This is a genomic window from Variovorax sp. YR266 (assembly GCF_900107295.1).
Taxonomy (GTDB): domain Bacteria; phylum Pseudomonadota; class Gammaproteobacteria; order Burkholderiales; family Burkholderiaceae_C; genus Variovorax.
Genome location: NZ_FNPM01000006.1, coordinates 369,323 through 384,285, shown reverse-complemented (window position 1 = coordinate 384,285; position 14,963 = coordinate 369,323). Strand labels below are relative to the sequence as shown.

Genomic DNA, 14,963 nt, shown 5'->3' with positions numbered 1-14,963 from the left:
ATCCATGGCGCATGAATCGACTTTCGAGGCGGCCGCCTTTGCTGGCGCCGGCGCTTCGGCCAACCCGCTGAGCGGCATGGCGTCGCGCTGCGACCGCGTGCTCGGCGCAGCGGTCGAGGCCGTGGCCGCGCTGCTGGTGCTGGCCGAGATCTGCGTGCTGTTCGCTGGCGTGGTGTCGCGCTACGTGTTCCATGCGCCACTGGTGTGGTCGGACGAGCTCGCATCCATCCTCTTCCTGTGGCTGTCGATGCTCGGCGCCGTGGTGGCGCTGCGGCGCGGCGAGCACATGCGCATGACTGCGCTGGTGCAGAAGGTGCAGCCGCAGACGCGCGCCATGCTCGATGCCTTCGCCATCGCCGCGTCGGTCACGTTCCTGGTGCTGATCATCTGGCCGTCGATCGACTACGCGCACGAAGAGTCGTTCATCGTCACGCCCGCACTCGAGATCAGTAACGCATGGCGCGCCGCGGCCATTCCGGCGGGCATCGGCATCATGCTGGTGATGGCGCTGCTGCGCCTGTTGCGCGTGTGCACCGGCCGGCAGATTGCGGTCGCACTCGTCGGCATGGCCGCGCTGGTGGGCGCCTTCTGGCTTGCCGCACCGGTGTTCGCGACGCTCGGCAAATTCAACCTGGTGATCTTCTTCGTGGTCATCGTGGCGGCCACGGTGCTCTCGGGCGTGCCCATTGCCTTCTCGTTCGCGCTGGCGACCTTCGGCTACCTGGCGCTCACCACGCGCACGCCGCTGCTGGTGATGGTCGGGCGGCTCGACGAAGGCATGTCGCACCTCATCCTGCTGGCAGTGCCGCTGTTCATCTTCCTGGGTGCGCTCATCGAGATGACCGGCATGGCGCGCGCCATGATCCAGTTCCTGGCCAGCCTGCTGGGCCACGTGCGTGGCGGCCTCTCCTACGTGCTGATCGGCGCCATGTACCTGGTGTCGGGCATTTCGGGTTCGAAGATTGCCGACATGGCGGCCATCGCGCCCGTGCTCTTCCCCGAGATGACCAAGCGTGGCGCCAAGCCCGGCGACCTGGTGGCGCTGCTGGCGGCCACCGGCGCGCAGACCGAGACCATTCCGCCGTCGATCGTGCTGATCACCATCGGCTCGGTCACCGGCATCTCGATTGCGGCGCTGTTCACGGGCGGCCTGCTGCCGGCCGTGGTGCTGGGCGCCGCGCTGTGCGTGGTGGTCTGGTGGCGTTATCGCCGCGAAGACCTGAGCGCCGTGCAGCGCTACAGCAAACGAGAAATCGGCAAGCTGCTGCTGGTTGCGCTACCCGCCGTGCTGTTGCCCTTCGTGATCCGCGCCGCCGTGGTCGAGGGTGTGGCCACGGCCACCGAAGTGTCGACCATCGGCATCGTCTACTCGACCATCGTCGGCCTGGTTGTGTACCGGCAGTTCGACTGGAATCGGCTCAAGCCGATGCTGATCGACACCGCCTCGCTGTCGGGCGCCATCATCTTCATCGTCGGCTGCGCCACGGCCATGGCCTGGGGCCTCACGCAGTCGGGCTTCTCCCAGGACCTGGCGCGGCTCATGAGCACGCTGCCCGGCGGGGCCTACGGTTTCCTGGCCGTGTCGATCGTCGCCTTCATCGTGCTGGGCAGCGTGCTCGAGGGCATTCCGGCCATCGTGCTGTTCGGGCCGCTGCTGTTCCCCATCGCCAAGGCCGCGGGGGTGCACGAGGTGCACTACGCGATGGTCGTGATCTTCTCAATGGGCATCGGCCTGTTCGCGCCGCCCTTCGGCGTCGGCTACTACGGCGCCTGCGCCGTGAGCAAGGTCAATCCCGACGAAGGCATCAGGCACATCTGGGGCTACATCGGCGCGATGCTGGTCGGCCTGGTGATCGTGGCCGCGTTCCCGTGGTTCTCGACCGGCTTCCTCAAATTCTGATCACAACAACACACTCACATCCACGGAGCCAACCGCAATGAGTCGATTCCTCGGCGAGATCCGCCAGCTGGGCTATGTCGTGCACGACATCGAAGCCGCCATGGACTACTGGAGCACCAGGCTGGGCGTGGGCCCCTGGTTCTACAACCCCAAGGTGCCCATCAAGAACTACCGCTACAACGGTGAGGCGCACGAGCCGCACAACTCGGTAGCACTGGCCAACTCGGGCTATGTGCAGGTCGAACTCATCCAGACGCGCAACGACGTGCCTTCGATGTACCGAGACTTCCTGCAGGCTGGCCGCACAGGGCTGCAGCACGTCGCCTACTGGACGGCCGACTACGACGCCGACCTCGCGCGCCTCACCAAGCAGGGCTTCAAGCCGGTGATGAGTGGCGAAGTGGGCGAGCGCGGGCGCTTCATCTACTTCGACACCGAGTACCACCCGGGCACCGTCATCGAGCTGTCGGAAGTCGCGGGCCCGAAGGGCAGGATGTTCGACCTGATCCGCAGCGCGTCGGAAGGCTGGGACGGCAGCGAGCCGGTGCGGCCCTTTCCCGACCTGAGCAAGCTGTGAGCGTGATGGCGCCTGAACGCATCCGCGCTCGCTATCTCATCGAGACGCCGCTGGACCCGGCCGCCGTGGCCGAGGTGATGGCCGGCGAGCAATCGTGCGGCACCTTCACGCGTGTCGAAGGCGAGACCGATGCGCTGCGCGAACGCGCACGCGCCACGGTCGAAGCAATCACCGAACTGGCACCAGCTGCGACGCCATCGCTGCCCAATGCCCTGCTCGAACGCAAAGGCACGCGCGGCCCGTGGCGGCGTGCGCATGTCGACATCGCGTTTCCGGTAGCGAACATCGGCGCCAACCTGCCGACCCTGGCCGCAACGGTGTCGGGCAACCTGTATGACCTGGGCGAAGTGACGGGGCTGCGGCTGGAATCGCTGCAGGTGCCCGCGAGCTATCGCGCTCAGTTCGAGATGCCGCGCGCCGGCATCGCCGGCACACGGCGCGCGACCGGCGTGGCGAGCGGCGCGCTGGTCGGCACCATCATCAAGCCGAACGTCGGCCGTTCCGCCGCGCAGACCGCCGACCTCGTCGGCCGGCTCTGTGCGGCAGGCGTCGACTTCATCAAGGACGACGAGGTGTGCGCCGACCCCGCACACGCCCCGCTGGCCGAGCGCGTGCCCGCCGTGATGGCTGTCGTGCGCGCGCACCGGCAGCGCACCGGCAAGCACGTAATGGTGGCCTTCAACATCACCGACGAGACCGACGCGATGAAGCGGCATGCCGATCTCGTCGAGCGCGAAGGCGGCTCGTGCGTGATGGCCAGTTTGAACTGGTGCGGGCACTCGGGTATCCAGACGCTGCGTCGGCACACGGGGCTTGCGCTGCACGGCCACCGCAATGGCTACGGTGCGCTGTCGCGGCATCCGCTGCTGGGCATTTCGTTCCAGGCGTACCAGACGCTGTGGCGCCTGGCGGGTGTGGACCACATGCACGTTCACGGGCTGCAGGGCAAGTTCTCGCAGCCCGACAGCGAAGTCATCGAGTCGGCGCAGGACTGCTTCACACCTCTGACCGATACGGCGGACGATCGCGTGATGCCGGCGTTTTCTTCGGGCCAATGGGCCGGCACCGTGCCTGCGACGTGGAAGGCCATCGGCAGCGACGACCTGCTCTTCATGGCCGGCGGCGGCATCCTCGCGCACCCCGGCGGCGCGGCGGCAGGCGTGACGAGCATCCGGCAAGCATGGTCGGCCGCGCGGGCGGGCGTGTCGCTGGCGGATGCCGCCAAGGACCAGCCCGAGCTGGCCCACGCCCTCGCCTTCTTCGGCAAGCCATGAGGCCCTGCCCGCCGATCGTCTACTACGGCGACGATTTCACCGGCGCGACCGATACCCTCGGCACCGCGGCGCGCGCGGGACTGCGTGCGCTGCTGTTCCTGAAGACGCCCGATGCCGCGCGGCTGGAGCGCACGGGGCCGCTCGATGTGCTGGGCATCGCGGGCGCGGCGCGCGCCATGACGCCCGAGGAAATGCAGGCCGAACTCCGCCCCGTGGCCACACTGTTCCGCTCGCTCGGCGCGCGCGTGCTGCACTACAAGACCTGTTCGACCTTCGACAGCGCCCCGCACATCGGTTCGATCGGTGCGGCAGTGCGCGTGCTGCGCGCGGCGGTGCAGCAGCCATGGACCGCCATCGTCGGCGGGCAGCCCAACCTGGGCCGCTACTGCCTCTTCGGCAACCTGTTCGCCGCGGCGGGGAGCGGCGGCGAGGTCTTTCGCATCGACCGGCATCCAACGATGAGTCGGCATCCCGTCACGCCGATGGACGAGGCGGATCTGCGGCTGCACCTGGCAAAGCAGGGGCTGGCAGATGTGCGCTCCATGCCGTTCACCGCCGCATCGCGCGGCAGCGATTCGCTCGACACCGCGCTGCGGCAGGCACTGCACTCGCCGCCGGCGGATGCAGTGCTGTTCGACGTGGCCGACGCGACGCAGCTGCGGGCCATCGGCGAAGTGCTGTGGGCCAGGGCGCAAAGCGCCACGCTGCTGGCTGCGGGGCCGAGCAGCGTGGTAGATGCGCTGGCAATGGCGCTGCCCTCGTCGCACAAGGAAGGCGGCAGTGCCCCGACGGCGCGGACCGGCGTGCCTCCGGCGAAGGGGCCGGTGCTGGTGCTTGCGGGAAGCCTGTCGCCTGTCACGGCGCGGCAGGTGGCGGCGGCGAAATCGTTCGATACCGTGTGGCTCGATGCGTCAGGAATCGCGCAGCGGGACGCAGCCACGCTGGAACGTCATGCTCGAGACATCGCGAACGGGCTCGTCAGCGGCCGCAACGTGCTGGCCTGCACCCGTCCCCCCAAGCCGCTGCCGCTCGAAAGAGGCATCGATCCCCAAGCCTTGGCGCGCGCTGGCGGCGATCTGCTCGCCAGAGTGCTGGCAATGGTGCCATTGCAGCGCGTGGGCATTGCTGGAGGTGACACCTCGAGTCATGCAGTGCAGGCGCTCAATGCCTGGGGGCTTTCCTACGTGGCGGACATGGGCGCCGGCACCTCGTTGTGTCGCGTGCACAGCGACGACGCCGCGCTCGACGGGTTGGAAATCATGCTCAAGGGTGGCCAGATGGGCTCGGACGACGTGTTCGAGCGTCTGGTGCGCGGCTCAGCCTAGACCTGGCTCCCGGCGTCCAACAGGCTGTCGCTTTGCGCATCCTATAAATGCGGGATCCCGAAAAAGCTCTCTTCAGGTCAACTGCGCCTTCGGGAAGTTTGACGGAAGCGAAGCAATGCCCAGGCACCCCATTCACAACGCAACGATCACCTTGAAGCTGCCATCCGACATGGAAACCAACGCCGAGATCAGGGCCTTGCGCGCTGCCGGCATACCGGTCGACGCGCTCGGCAACGCGGAGCGGGGCTTTCTTTTCGTGCGCTTCAGCGACGGATGGAGAAACCACGCCAACATCTTCCGATGGTTCGCCGGTGACATCGGACAAGACCCTCGCAGCAGCGGCATCAAGCCGGGTCCCCGGCGGCGCAGAGCGGCATTCTCAAGCTGCATGCCCAATCATCGCTAGACGCCCACCCGCCGATTGCCGCGGGAGCGCCTCAGACGGCGCCGTGGGCTTCGACGTAGAGCGCATAGAGCGAATGGCTGCTCGCCATGTAGAGGCGATTGCGCTTCGGGCCTCCGAATTCGAGATTCGGGCAGCGCTCGGGCAGGCGGATGAAACCGATGGGCTTGCCCTGCGAATTGAAGATCTTCACGCCGTCCATCTCTTCCGACTTGCCTGTCGGCAGGTAGGCCTTCATGCCACCACCGATGTCGGTAGGTTCGGCCGCAACCGCGCCCGTGTAGCCCCACCCGCACCAGAGATTGCCGTCGCGATCGACGCGAAAGCCGTCAAAAGCACCGGGTCCGTCGGCGTCGATCAGCTTGGTCTTGTTCGAAACGCCTGTGCCATCCGGTGATACGTCGTAGCTCCAGATGCTGCGGTTTGGCGTTCCCTTCCACTCGACGACATAGAGCTTCTTCTCGTCGGGCGAGAACGCCAGGCCGTTCGGATTGACGAGATCGGTGATCACCGCGGTGAGCTTGCCGTCCTTCGCGATGCGGTACACGTTGGTCGTCGCCTGCTCCGGCACCGCCTTGAAACCTTCCCACTCGCCGTTGATGCCGAAGGTGGGATCGGTGAACCAGACGGTGTCGTCCGACTTGACGACGACGTCATTCGGCGCGTTGAGACGCTTGCCTTCGTAGTTGTCGGCCAGCACCGTCATGCGCCCGTCCTTCTCGGTGCGGACCACGCGCCGCGTCACCGAGTGCTCGCAGGTGATCAACCGCCCCTGCCGATCACGGGTGTTGCCATTGGCATAGTTCACGTTGGTCTTGTGCACGGAGAACTTGCCGGTCTTCTCGTCGTACTTCATCAGCCGGTTGTTCGGGATGTCGCTCAGGAGCAGGTAGCCATGCTCCGGGAAGTAGACCGGGCCCTCGGCCCACCGCATGCCCGTGCCGAGCTGCTCCACCGTGCTGCTGTAGATCCGGTACTTGGCGAAGCTCGGGTCGAGGATCATCACGGCCGGATCGGGGTAGCGCTGGTTGGGTTTGAAATCGAAGGCTTGCGCGCCGGCCAGGCCGCTGAGCGCCGCGGCTCCTGCGCCCGCAGCCGTCCTGAGCAACTGGCGTCGTCGATGGTTGATATCGCTCTGCATCGGAGGTCTCCTCATGTGGTTGCGAAAACTCAATCGGCCACCGCGCCCGACTTCTTCACCAGCTCGGCCCAGCGCGGAATTTCCTTGGCCATGAAGTCACGCAGTTCTTCCGGCGTGCTGCCCACGATCTCCATCGCCAGTTGGTCCGAGAGCTTGGCCTGCACGTCGGGCTGCCTGAGCGCCTTCACGATCTCTGCATTGAGGCGCTGCACGATCGGCCTGGGCGTGCCCTTGGGCGCGTACACCGCCTGCCACGACGACATCTCGAAGCCGGGAATGCCCGACTCGATCATGGTCGGTAGCTCGGGCACCAGCGCGATGCGCTTGCCGGTGGTCACGGCCAGCAGCTTGAGCTTGCCGCTCTTGACCAGTGGCAGCGCGGCCGTCACCTGGTCGAACATGAAGGGCACCTGCCCTGCGGCCACGTCGGTCAGGGCCGGCGGCGTGCCCTTGTACGGCACGTGGGTGAGCTTCACGCCGATGAGGTCGGCGAACATCTCGCCGGCCAGGTGGGTGGAGGTGCCGGCACCGGAAGAGGCAAAGGTGCGCTTGCTTTCGTCCTTCTTCAGCAGGGCCACCAGTTCGGCCACCGAGTTCACGCCGAGTTGGCTGTTGACGATCAGCACGTTGGGCAGGCGCGCGACCAGCGAGACCGGCTCGAAGTCCTTCATCGGGTCGTAGGTCAGCTTCTTGTAGAGGCTGGCGTTGATTGCGTGCGTGCTGATGGTCCCGCCGAAGAGCGTGTAGCCGTCGGGTGCGGCCCTGGCTACGTAGGCGGCGCCGATGCCGCCGGCCTGGCCGGGCTTGTTGTCGACCACCACCGATTGCTTGAGGCTCTCGCCCAGCTTCTGGGCCAGCGTGCGGCCCACGATGTCGGTGGAGCCACCGGGGGTGAACGGCACAACGTAGACGATGGGCTTGGCAGCCGGCCATTCGGGGGTCTGGGCCAATGCGACAACGGGGGCGAGCGCGGCCGAAAGCAGCGCCGCGGCGAGGCGGATGAAACGCATGTCTTATCTCCTTTGTTTTCTTGTCGATGGGCTCAGCGGCCCTTGGCCTGGCGCCAGGTTGCGAAGTCAGTGCGGCTTTGCTCGTCAGTGGGCGGATAGAGGCCGAGGATGGAACGACCTTCGAGCACCTTTTCCTGCACGAAGTCTTCGAAGACGGTCATCTCGGTTGCTTCGGCCGCGACCTCGTCGGCCATGTGGGCCGGTATGACGATCACGCCTTCGGCATCGCCCACGATCACGTCGCCCGGAAACACCGGCGCATCGCCGCAGCCGATGGGCACGTTGATGTCGATGGCCTGGTGCAGCGTGAGGTTGGTCGGCGCGCTGGGGCGATGGTGGTAGGCCGCAAAGCCGAGCTTCGCGATGTCGGGACTGTCGCGAAAGCCGCCGTCGGTCACCACGCCGGCCACGCCGCGCTTCATCAGCCGCGTGACCAGGATGCCGCCAGCCGAGGCGGCGCGCGCATCCTTGCGGCTGTCGATGACCAGCACGGCGCCTTCGGGGCACTGCTCCACAGCCTTGCGCTGCGGATGATTGCGGTCGAGGAAGACGCTGATCGGGTTCAGGTCTTCGCGCGCCGGCATGTAGCGCAGCGTGAAGGCCTCGCCCACCATGTTGGGCAGGCCCGCGTTGAGCGGCCGCACGTCCTGGATGAACTGGCTGCGCAGGCCGCGCTTGAACAAGGCCGTGCACAGGGTGGCGGTGCTCACCTTCATGAGCAGCTCGCGGGTGGCTGGATTCACGTGTCGTCTCCGTTCCTGAAATGAAATGGGAAATGAATTGGGGTTGAAAGGCGAATCAGAAGATGTCGGGCTCTGGCACTGGCTTGCCGAAGCTGGTCTCCAGGAAGTCGAAGTCGCAGCCTTCGTTGGCCTGCTTGATGTGGCGGCCGAACATCCATCCGTAGCCGCGCTCGTAGCGCGGCGGCGGCGGTGTCCACCGGGCCCTGCGCAGGGCGAGTTCCTCGTCACTGATGTCGAGGTGGATGCGCCGTGCGGGCACGTCCACGGTGATGCGGTCACCTGTCTGCACCAGTGCGAGCGGCCCGCCGATGGCCGCCTCGGGCGAACAGTGCAGCAGGCAGCCGCCGTAGCTGGTGCCGCTCATGCGCGCGTCGGACAGGCGCAGCATGTCCTTCACGCCCTGCTTCAGGAGCTTGGTCGGAATCGGCAGCATGCCCCACTCCGGCATGCCGGCACCGCGCGGGCCGGCGTTGCGCAGCACGAGGATATCGTCGCCAGTCACGTCCAGCTCGGGGTCTTCCACCGCCTTCTTGAGCGCGGGGTAGTCGTCGAACACCAGCGCACGGCCGCTGTGCTGCAGCAGGTGCGGCGCGCAGGCGCTGGGCTTGATCACCACGCCGTCGGGGGCCAGGTTGCCGCGCAAGACGGCCAGCGCGCCTTCGGCATAGATGGGGTTGGCGAGCGGCCGGATGACGTCGTCGTCGTAGACCTCGGCGCCTTCGATGTTCTCGCCGAGCGTGCGGCCATTGACGGTGCGCGCGTCGGTCCGCAGGTGGCCGCGGATACGCTCCAGCATCGCCGGCAGGCCGCCGGCATAGAAGAAGTCTTCCATCAGGTAGGTGTCGCCGCTGGGCCGGATGTTGGCGATGACGGGCACGCGGCGGCTGACGGCATCGAAGTCGTCGAGGCTCACTGCATGGCCGGCGCGGCGTGACATCGCGATCAGGTGCACGACGGCATTGGTGCTGCAGCCCATGGCCATCGCGCAGGCGATGCCGTTCTCGAAGTTGGCGCGCGTGAGCATCTTCGCGGGCGTGAGGTCTTCCCACACCATCTCGACGATGCGGCGGCCGCAGTCGGCGCTCATGCGGATGTGGTTGGCGTCCGCTGCGGGAATGCTGGAGGCGCCCGGCAAGCTCAGGCCCACCGCCTCGGCAATGCCCATCATGGTGGCGGCCGTTCCCATGGTCATGCAGGTGCCATGGCTGCGGGCGATGCCGGCCTCCATCTCGGCCCAGGCCTGCTCGCCCAGCCGGCCGGCGCGGCGCTCGTCCCAGTACTTGAAGGCGTCGGAGCCCGAACCCAGCACCTTGCCCTTCCAGTTGCCGCGCAGCATGGGGCCGGCCGGCAGGTAGATGAAGGGAATGTCCATGCTCAGCGCGCCCATCACAAGGCCGGGCGTGGTCTTGTCGCAGCCTCCCATCAACACCGCCCCGTCTATCGGGTGGCTGCGCAGCAGCTCTTCCGTTTCCATCGCGAGGAAGTTGCGGTAGAGCATGGTGGTGGGCTTGACCATGCTTTCCGAAAGCGAGATGGCCGGGAGTTCGAGCGGGAATCCGCCCGCCTGCAGCACGCCGCGCTTGACGTCTTCCACGCGTTGCTTGAAGTGCGCGTGGCACTGGTTGGCGTCGCTCCAGGTGTTGACGATGGCGATTACCGGCTTGCCCATCCAGTCGGCGTAGCTGTAGCCCATCTGCAGCACGCGCGAGCGATGGCCGAAGGAGCGGAAGTCGTCGGGCGCGAACCAGCGGGCGCTGCGAAGGGATTCGTAGGGGCGTTTCATCAGGGTTGTCTCCAGGGCGCGCTGCACCATGAGTGCCGCCTCGCCTATCGCAATCCGAGAATTAAAACACTAATATATCAGCCGGGTCAATGACACAATCGACAGCGATGAGTGCCCCTCCCAAGATCCGACTTGACCGTACCCGCCTGGCCGCGCCCCAGGTGCTGGAAAAACTGCGCGAGGCCATCCTCTCGCTGGAACTGGCGCCCGGTACCGTGCTGGTGCGGCAGGAACTGGCCGACCGTTTTGGCGTGAGCCAGACGCCGGTGCGCGAAGCGCTGCTGCGCCTGAGCGAAGAAGCACTGGTGGACGTGTTTCCGCAGCATGCGACACTGGTCAGCCGCATCGACATCGCGGCGGCGCGCGAAGCACATTTCCTGCGCCGCTCCATCGAGCTGGAACTGGTGCACCAGCTGGCACAGCAGGAGTCAGCCGGGCTGGTCGCGCAGCTGAAAGCCATCATCGCCCAGCAGGCGGCGCTGTCGGCGGGGCAGCGCTACGGCGACTTCGTCGATGCCGATCGCGCGTTCCATCGCCTGATGTACGAAGCCGGCAACGTCCTTGGCCTGTGGGATCTTGTGGGCCGCGTATCCGGGCACGTCGACCGGCTGCGTCGCCTGCACCTGCCTACCGCCGGCAAGACCGAGGCGATCCTGCGCGACCACCGCGCCATCGTGCGCGCCATCGAGGCACAGGACCCGGCCGCCGCCCAGGCCGCGCTTCGCAAGCATCTGTCGGGCACGCTCAGTGCGGTGAACGAGATCTGCCGGCAGTACCCCGACTACGTGCTCGCCTGAATCTTCGGACGCTCGACTTCGGCAAGGCCCCTCCCCCGTTCAGAAATCGAACCGCAACGCGCTGGCTGCGACAACTGCGCCGCCCCGGTCTCCACCAGCACTCACCAAGGTAGTTCGTCGCCAACACCTGCCCAATGTTCAGGACCGCCGCGATCTGGTCATCACCATGCGACATTGCCGGACCAGCCGATGGGACATCGTATGCTGTGGCATTCTTCGATTGCACACAGTTTGTAGACAAATCATATGAAACCCAAAGCCGCGATCAAGCCAACGCCGCATGCGAAGCCCGGAAAGACGGCTTCGCCCGGCAAGGTCTCGCGCGCTCGCAAGCCCACGCAGGTGCCCGTAAAGCGCGCGAAGACCGCGCTGGACGCTTTCGGCGAAGCCTCGACGAACCTGACCGACCGGGCCTACGCCGTCGTGCGGCGGCTCATTCTGCAGCGCGAGCTGACCGGCGGCGAGGTGCTGGTGGAGGGGCGCCTGGCCGAACGGCTCCAGATGTCGCGCACGCCTCTGCGCGAAGCCTTGCTTCGACTCGAGGGCGAAGGCTTGCTTGTGCGGGCCAACGCGCGCTCCTATGCGGTGCGACGCATCACGGCGTCGCACTACTTCCAGTGCCTGCAGGTGCGCGAACGACTCGAGTCGCAGGCCGTGTCGCTCTCCATAGGGCATGTGCCTGCAGACCTGGTGCAGCGCCTGCGCGACGACATCCTGTCCCTGGATTCGAGCCAGCAGGGCTCGAGCCACTGGCACGCCGATGACGAGATCCACGGCATGTTCGCGCGTGCATCCGGCAACGCGATGCTGGCCGAGACCATCGCTCATCTGCGCGTGCTGTGCCGCCTCTTCGAGGTGGTCGACCCCTTCAATCGCATCGAGGACGACAGGGCCGAGCACCTGGCGATCCTGGACGCCTACATCGCAGGCAACGAGAAGGCAGCCGAACAGGCGGTCGTCGCCCACCTGCGCAACCTCGCGCGCTACACGCTCTCAAGACTCAGCAACGGGCTGGTGACCGAACTCCCGCAGTAGGCCGGGCCGCCAGCGGCGCACGAGCCGATCAGTGCCGCAGTATCTTGCCGACGAACTCGCGGGTGCGTGCCTCGCGGGGTTCGTCGAAGATCTGCCGCGGCGCGCCGATCTCGACCACGTGCCCGTCGGCCATGAAAACGACCTTGCTCGATACCTCGCGCACGAAGCCCATCTCGTGCGAGACGATGAACATCGTCATGCCCTCGGCCGCCAGGAGCCGCACCGTGTCCAGCACTTCGTTGACGAGTTCGGGGTCGAGGGCGGCCGTGACTTCGTCGAGCAGCAGGATGCCCGGCTGCAGCGCCAGTGCGCGCGCGATTGCAACGCGCTGCTGCTGGCCGCCCGACAGCTGGTCAGGGTACGCCTTCAGCTTGGCGCCCATGCCCACCTTCTCGAGCAGCTGGATCGCATAGTCCTCGACCTGCTTGCGCGGCCTTCCCTTGACCTTGATCGGTGCGACGGTCACGTTGTCGAGCACCGTCATGTTCTGGAACAGGTTGTACTGCTGGAACACGATGGCCATCTGCGAACGCAGGCGGCGCAGCTGCTCGCGGTCGTTGTAGTCGAGCGCCTGGCCGTCGATGCGCACCTGGCCCTCGATCGGCGGCAGCAGGCCCATCAGCACGCGCAGCAAGGTGCTCTTGCCCGAGCCCGACGGGCCGATGAGACTGACGATCTCGCCCTTGTCGACCGACAGGTTGATGCGCTCGAGTACGGTGTGTGCGCCGTAGTTGGCCTTCAGGTCAACGATTTCGAGTTGGGGCAAGCTTTTTCTCCAGGTGTTTTCCGAACCGGGCCAGCGGATAGGACAGCATGAAATAAAGGGCCAGCACCGTGCCGTAGACAAGCGTGGCCGAGAAGCCCTTGTTGTTCATCGTCTTGCCTGCAAAGGCCAGCTCGACAACGCCGATCTGCGAGGCCAGCGCGGTGTCCTTGATGAACAGGACGAAGAAGCCGAAGACCGGCGGAAGAATGATCTTCCAGGCCTGCGGGACGATCACGAGGCGCAGCGTCTGCAGGTAGCTGAAGTTCATCGCCGCCGCAGCGTCCCACTGGTTGCGGTGCACCGATTCGAGCCCGCTTCGCACGATCTCGGCGATGAATGCGGTGGCGATCAGGCAGACGCTGATCAGCGCCACGGTGAACATGGCGAGGTCGGCGTTGAGCCCCTGGAAGATGAAAAACACCAGCATCAGGGTCACGAGGAAGGGGATGCGCCTGAACAGCTCGATGAAGACCGTCGAAGCAACGCGCAGGGGCCGGCCTGCCGGCCGGGTGTCCAGCCTCACGGCCGCGAGCAGAAAGCCCAGCGAGAACCCGACGACGCAGCCGATGGCCGACAAGGCAAAGGTCACGCCTAGCGCCTTCGCGAAGAAGAGCAGGTTGTAGTAGCTGAAGAAACGAGGCAGCTCCTGGAGGATCTGGTCGAGCATCAGAACCACCTCATCTTGGCGCGGAAGAATCGCTTTCCGACGAAAGCGAGCGACAGCGTGGCGATCAGCGTGATCACGATGTAGAGCACCGCGGCAACCGAGAACACCTCGATCGAACGGAAGGTCTCGGAGTTGATGTTGTAGGCCCTTCCGGTGAGTTCCTCGACACCGAATACGGCCGCCATCGACGTGCCGAGGGTCATCAGGATGTACTGGTTGGACAGCGGCGGAAACAGCACGCGCACGATGTGCGGCAGGATCACGTAGCGGATGGTCTGGATGCGCGAGAAGCCCAGCGTCTCGGCGGCCTCCAGTTCAGGCAGGCGCACCGATTCGAAGCCCGCGCGCTGGATCTCTGTGAGGTAGGCACCGGCATTGAGCGTCATGCCGATCAGCACGGCCTGGTACGGCGACAGCAGGATGCCGGCATCGGGCAGCGCGAAGAAGATGAAGAAGATCTGAACCAGCTGCGGCGTATTGGTGAAGAACACCACGTAGGCGCCGACGATGCGTCGCGCCCAGCGCGGGCCGTAGGCGCGCACCGAGGCACCGCCAAGGCCGAGCAGCATTCCGAAGGCAAACGCGAGGAACGCGATCTGCAGGCTCAGCCAGGCGCCGCCGATCAGATAGGGCAGGCGCTCCAGCACCGGTGTGTAGTCGAATTGCATGCCCTCCCCTCGCGGCCTTATTTATAGGTCGGTGCGGTGCGCGGATCGTGCAGCATCGGGCCACCGAACCACTTCTTCCAGCGTTCGTCCACGTAGCCGCTCTTGTGCATTTCCTTGACGGCCGCGCTGAGTTTCTCGCGCAAGGCGTCATTGCCCTTCTGCACGCCGATGCCGCAGAAGTAGACCTCGATCGGTGCGTCCACGATGCGCCAGTCGACCTTGTGCTTGGCCGTGTGCTCCGTCATGAAGTCCATCACGTCGATCATTGCATCGGCCCGGCCCTGGGCAATGGCGCGCACCGCATCGGGGTAGTTGTCGAGCAGCAGCAGTTGCGCCTTGGGCAGTTTTTCCTGCACCAGCTTCACGGGCGTGGCACCGCGCACCTCGACCAGTCTCACTGCCGGGTCGTTGAGCTCCATCCAGTCCTTGTAGGGCTTGGCCTTGGTGGTCAGCACGCCCAGCACCTCGGTGTGCAGCGGCACGGTGAAGTCGATCACCTTCTGGCGCTCGGCCGTGATCGTCATTGCGCCGAGCACCGCATCGATCTTGCCGCTGCTCACGAAGGGAATGCGGTCGGGCGAGCCGACCTGCACGATCTCGGTCTTGACGCCCAGCAGTTCGCCGAGCTTGCGCGCGATGTCCACATCGAAGCCGTCGATTTCATTCTTGTCATTGAAGATGCCCAGTGGAGGCAAGGTCGGATTGACGCCGATCACGAGCTTCTTGCTGGCCACGATTTCATCGAGCGTGCGTGCCGAGCCCGTGGCCGGCAGGCCCATCAGCGCCGAACCCAGCGCGAGCGATCCGGCAACCAGGAGGGTGCGGCGGATGGTGTTCCTTATCTGCTTCATCGAGAAAGACTCCTAGAGGGTGA

The 14,963-nt window shown here is 66.0% G+C and carries 15 protein-coding genes; 7 read left to right on the top strand and 8 right to left on the bottom strand.

Going from position 1 to position 14,963, the window contains the following annotated elements; genetic code table 11:
* Nucleotides 1-4 precede the first annotated feature (4 nt).
* The 5 genes from BLW48_RS18405 (at nucleotide 5) to BLW48_RS18385 (ending at nucleotide 5,482) form a co-directional block, all read left to right on the top strand.
* Nucleotides 5-1,900: a TRAP transporter large permease gene (locus BLW48_RS18405; RefSeq protein WP_093176762.1), complete on the top strand. Its 1,896-nt coding sequence runs from the start codon at nucleotides 5-7 to the stop codon at nucleotides 1,898-1,900.
* A 37-nt stretch (nucleotides 1,901-1,937) separates the two neighbouring features.
* Complete coding sequence (locus tag BLW48_RS18400; RefSeq protein WP_093176760.1) at nucleotides 1,938-2,477, top strand: VOC family protein; 540 nt, start codon at nucleotides 1,938-1,940, stop codon at nucleotides 2,475-2,477.
* Between the two features lie 5 nt (nucleotides 2,478-2,482).
* Nucleotides 2,483-3,751, top strand: a complete 1,269-nt coding sequence (locus BLW48_RS18395; protein ID WP_177142356.1) for a ribulose-bisphosphate carboxylase large subunit family protein — start codon at nucleotides 2,483-2,485, stop codon at nucleotides 3,749-3,751.
* Nucleotides 3,748-5,076: a four-carbon acid sugar kinase family protein gene (locus tag BLW48_RS18390; RefSeq protein WP_093176759.1), complete on the top strand. Its 1,329-nt coding sequence runs from the start codon at nucleotides 3,748-3,750 to the stop codon at nucleotides 5,074-5,076. The genes BLW48_RS18395 and BLW48_RS18390 overlap by 4 nt, the downstream gene beginning before the upstream one ends.
* A gap of 151 nt (nucleotides 5,077-5,227) precedes the next feature.
* The gene (locus BLW48_RS18385; protein ID WP_256330812.1) at nucleotides 5,228-5,482 is read left to right on the top strand and encodes a hypothetical protein; all 255 of its coding nucleotides are present in this window, start codon (nucleotides 5,228-5,230) and stop codon (nucleotides 5,480-5,482) included.
* 31 nt (nucleotides 5,483-5,513) lie between these two features.
* On the opposite strand, the gene BLW48_RS18380 is transcribed toward BLW48_RS18385, so the two are convergent.
* Genes BLW48_RS18380 through araD form a run of 4 tightly spaced genes read right to left on the bottom strand, consistent with a single transcriptional unit; the run spans nucleotide 5,514 to nucleotide 10,156 of the window.
* Nucleotides 5,514-6,620 carry an SMP-30/gluconolactonase/LRE family protein gene (locus BLW48_RS18380; RefSeq protein ID WP_093176757.1) on the bottom strand — a complete coding sequence of 369 codons (1,107 nt, stop codon included), beginning with the start codon at nucleotides 6,618-6,620 and terminating at the stop codon, nucleotides 5,514-5,516.
* A 29-nt stretch (nucleotides 6,621-6,649) separates the two neighbouring features.
* Nucleotides 6,650-7,630, bottom strand: a complete 981-nt coding sequence (locus BLW48_RS18375; protein ID WP_093059025.1) for a Bug family tripartite tricarboxylate transporter substrate binding protein — start codon at nucleotides 7,628-7,630, stop codon at nucleotides 6,650-6,652.
* A 32-nt stretch (nucleotides 7,631-7,662) separates the two neighbouring features.
* Nucleotides 7,663-8,373, bottom strand: coding sequence for a ribonuclease activity regulator RraA (locus tag BLW48_RS18370; protein WP_093176756.1), 711 nt, complete (start codon nucleotides 8,371-8,373; stop codon nucleotides 7,663-7,665).
* 55 nt (nucleotides 8,374-8,428) lie between these two features.
* On the bottom strand, nucleotides 8,429-10,156 hold the full coding sequence (araD, locus tag BLW48_RS18365) for an L-arabinonate dehydratase (protein WP_093176839.1): 1,728 nt from the start codon (nucleotides 10,154-10,156) through the stop codon (nucleotides 8,429-8,431).
* 107 nt (nucleotides 10,157-10,263) lie between these two features.
* Here araD and BLW48_RS18360 point away from each other — a divergent pair, with 107 nt between their 5' ends.
* Together BLW48_RS18360 and BLW48_RS18355 are read left to right on the top strand one after the other, a co-directional pair.
* A complete protein-coding gene (locus BLW48_RS18360; RefSeq protein WP_093176754.1) occupies nucleotides 10,264-10,953 on the top strand; it encodes a GntR family transcriptional regulator in 690 nt (229 codons plus the stop codon).
* Nucleotides 10,954-11,199: 246 nt separating this feature from the next.
* Nucleotides 11,200-11,988 carry a GntR family transcriptional regulator gene (locus tag BLW48_RS18355; protein WP_256330811.1) on the top strand — a complete coding sequence of 263 codons (789 nt, stop codon included), beginning with the start codon at nucleotides 11,200-11,202 and terminating at the stop codon, nucleotides 11,986-11,988.
* Nucleotides 11,989-12,016: 28 nt separating this feature from the next.
* Here the strand turns inward: BLW48_RS18355 and BLW48_RS18350 are convergent, their stop codons facing one another.
* From BLW48_RS18350 to BLW48_RS18335, 4 genes are read right to left on the bottom strand one after another with little or no spacing between them, the layout of a single operon-like run.
* Nucleotides 12,017-12,754, bottom strand: a complete 738-nt coding sequence (locus BLW48_RS18350; RefSeq protein ID WP_093176753.1) for an amino acid ABC transporter ATP-binding protein — start codon at nucleotides 12,752-12,754, stop codon at nucleotides 12,017-12,019.
* Nucleotides 12,732-13,421: an amino acid ABC transporter permease gene (locus BLW48_RS18345; RefSeq protein ID WP_093051929.1), complete on the bottom strand. Its 690-nt coding sequence runs from the start codon at nucleotides 13,419-13,421 to the stop codon at nucleotides 12,732-12,734. The genes BLW48_RS18350 and BLW48_RS18345 overlap by 23 nt, the downstream gene beginning before the upstream one ends.
* The gene (locus tag BLW48_RS18340; protein ID WP_093051931.1) at nucleotides 13,421-14,089 is read right to left on the bottom strand and encodes an amino acid ABC transporter permease; all 669 of its coding nucleotides are present in this window, start codon (nucleotides 14,087-14,089) and stop codon (nucleotides 13,421-13,423) included. The genes BLW48_RS18345 and BLW48_RS18340 overlap by 1 nt, the downstream gene beginning before the upstream one ends.
* 17 nt (nucleotides 14,090-14,106) lie before the next feature.
* On the bottom strand, nucleotides 14,107-14,940 hold the full coding sequence (locus tag BLW48_RS18335) for a transporter substrate-binding domain-containing protein (RefSeq protein WP_093176751.1): 834 nt from the start codon (nucleotides 14,938-14,940) through the stop codon (nucleotides 14,107-14,109).
* Nucleotides 14,941-14,963 lie beyond the last annotated feature (23 nt).

Bases quoted from the DNA above. Each gene is read 5' to 3' on its own strand.
- BLW48_RS18340 (WP_093051931.1), bottom strand. From the start codon at position 14,089: ATGCAATTCGACTACACACCGGTGCTGGAGCGCCTGCCCTATCTGATC.
- BLW48_RS18390 (WP_093176759.1), top strand. From the start codon at position 3,748: ATGAGGCCCTGCCCGCCGATCGTCTACTACGGCGACGATTTCACCGGC.
- BLW48_RS18360 (WP_093176754.1), top strand. From the start codon at position 10,264: ATGAGTGCCCCTCCCAAGATCCGACTTGACCGTACCCGCCTGGCCGCG.
- BLW48_RS18345 (WP_093051929.1), bottom strand. From the start codon at position 13,421: ATGCTCGACCAGATCCTCCAGGAGCTGCCTCGTTTCTTCAGCTACTAC.
- BLW48_RS18335 (WP_093176751.1), bottom strand. From the start codon at position 14,940: ATGAAGCAGATAAGGAACACCATCCGCCGCACCCTCCTGGTTGCCGGA.
- BLW48_RS18380 (WP_093176757.1), bottom strand. From the start codon at position 6,620: ATGCAGAGCGATATCAACCATCGACGACGCCAGTTGCTCAGGACGGCT.
- BLW48_RS18355 (WP_256330811.1), top strand. From the start codon at position 11,200: ATGAAACCCAAAGCCGCGATCAAGCCAACGCCGCATGCGAAGCCCGGA.
- BLW48_RS18375 (WP_093059025.1), bottom strand. From the start codon at position 7,630: ATGCGTTTCATCCGCCTCGCCGCGGCGCTGCTTTCGGCCGCGCTCGCC.
- BLW48_RS18400 (WP_093176760.1), top strand. From the start codon at position 1,938: ATGAGTCGATTCCTCGGCGAGATCCGCCAGCTGGGCTATGTCGTGCAC.
- araD (WP_093176839.1), bottom strand. From the start codon at position 10,156: ATGAAACGCCCCTACGAATCCCTTCGCAGCGCCCGCTGGTTCGCGCCC.
- BLW48_RS18395 (WP_177142356.1), top strand. From the start codon at position 2,483: ATGGCGCCTGAACGCATCCGCGCTCGCTATCTCATCGAGACGCCGCTG.
- BLW48_RS18405 (WP_093176762.1), top strand. From the start codon at position 5: ATGGCGCATGAATCGACTTTCGAGGCGGCCGCCTTTGCTGGCGCCGGC.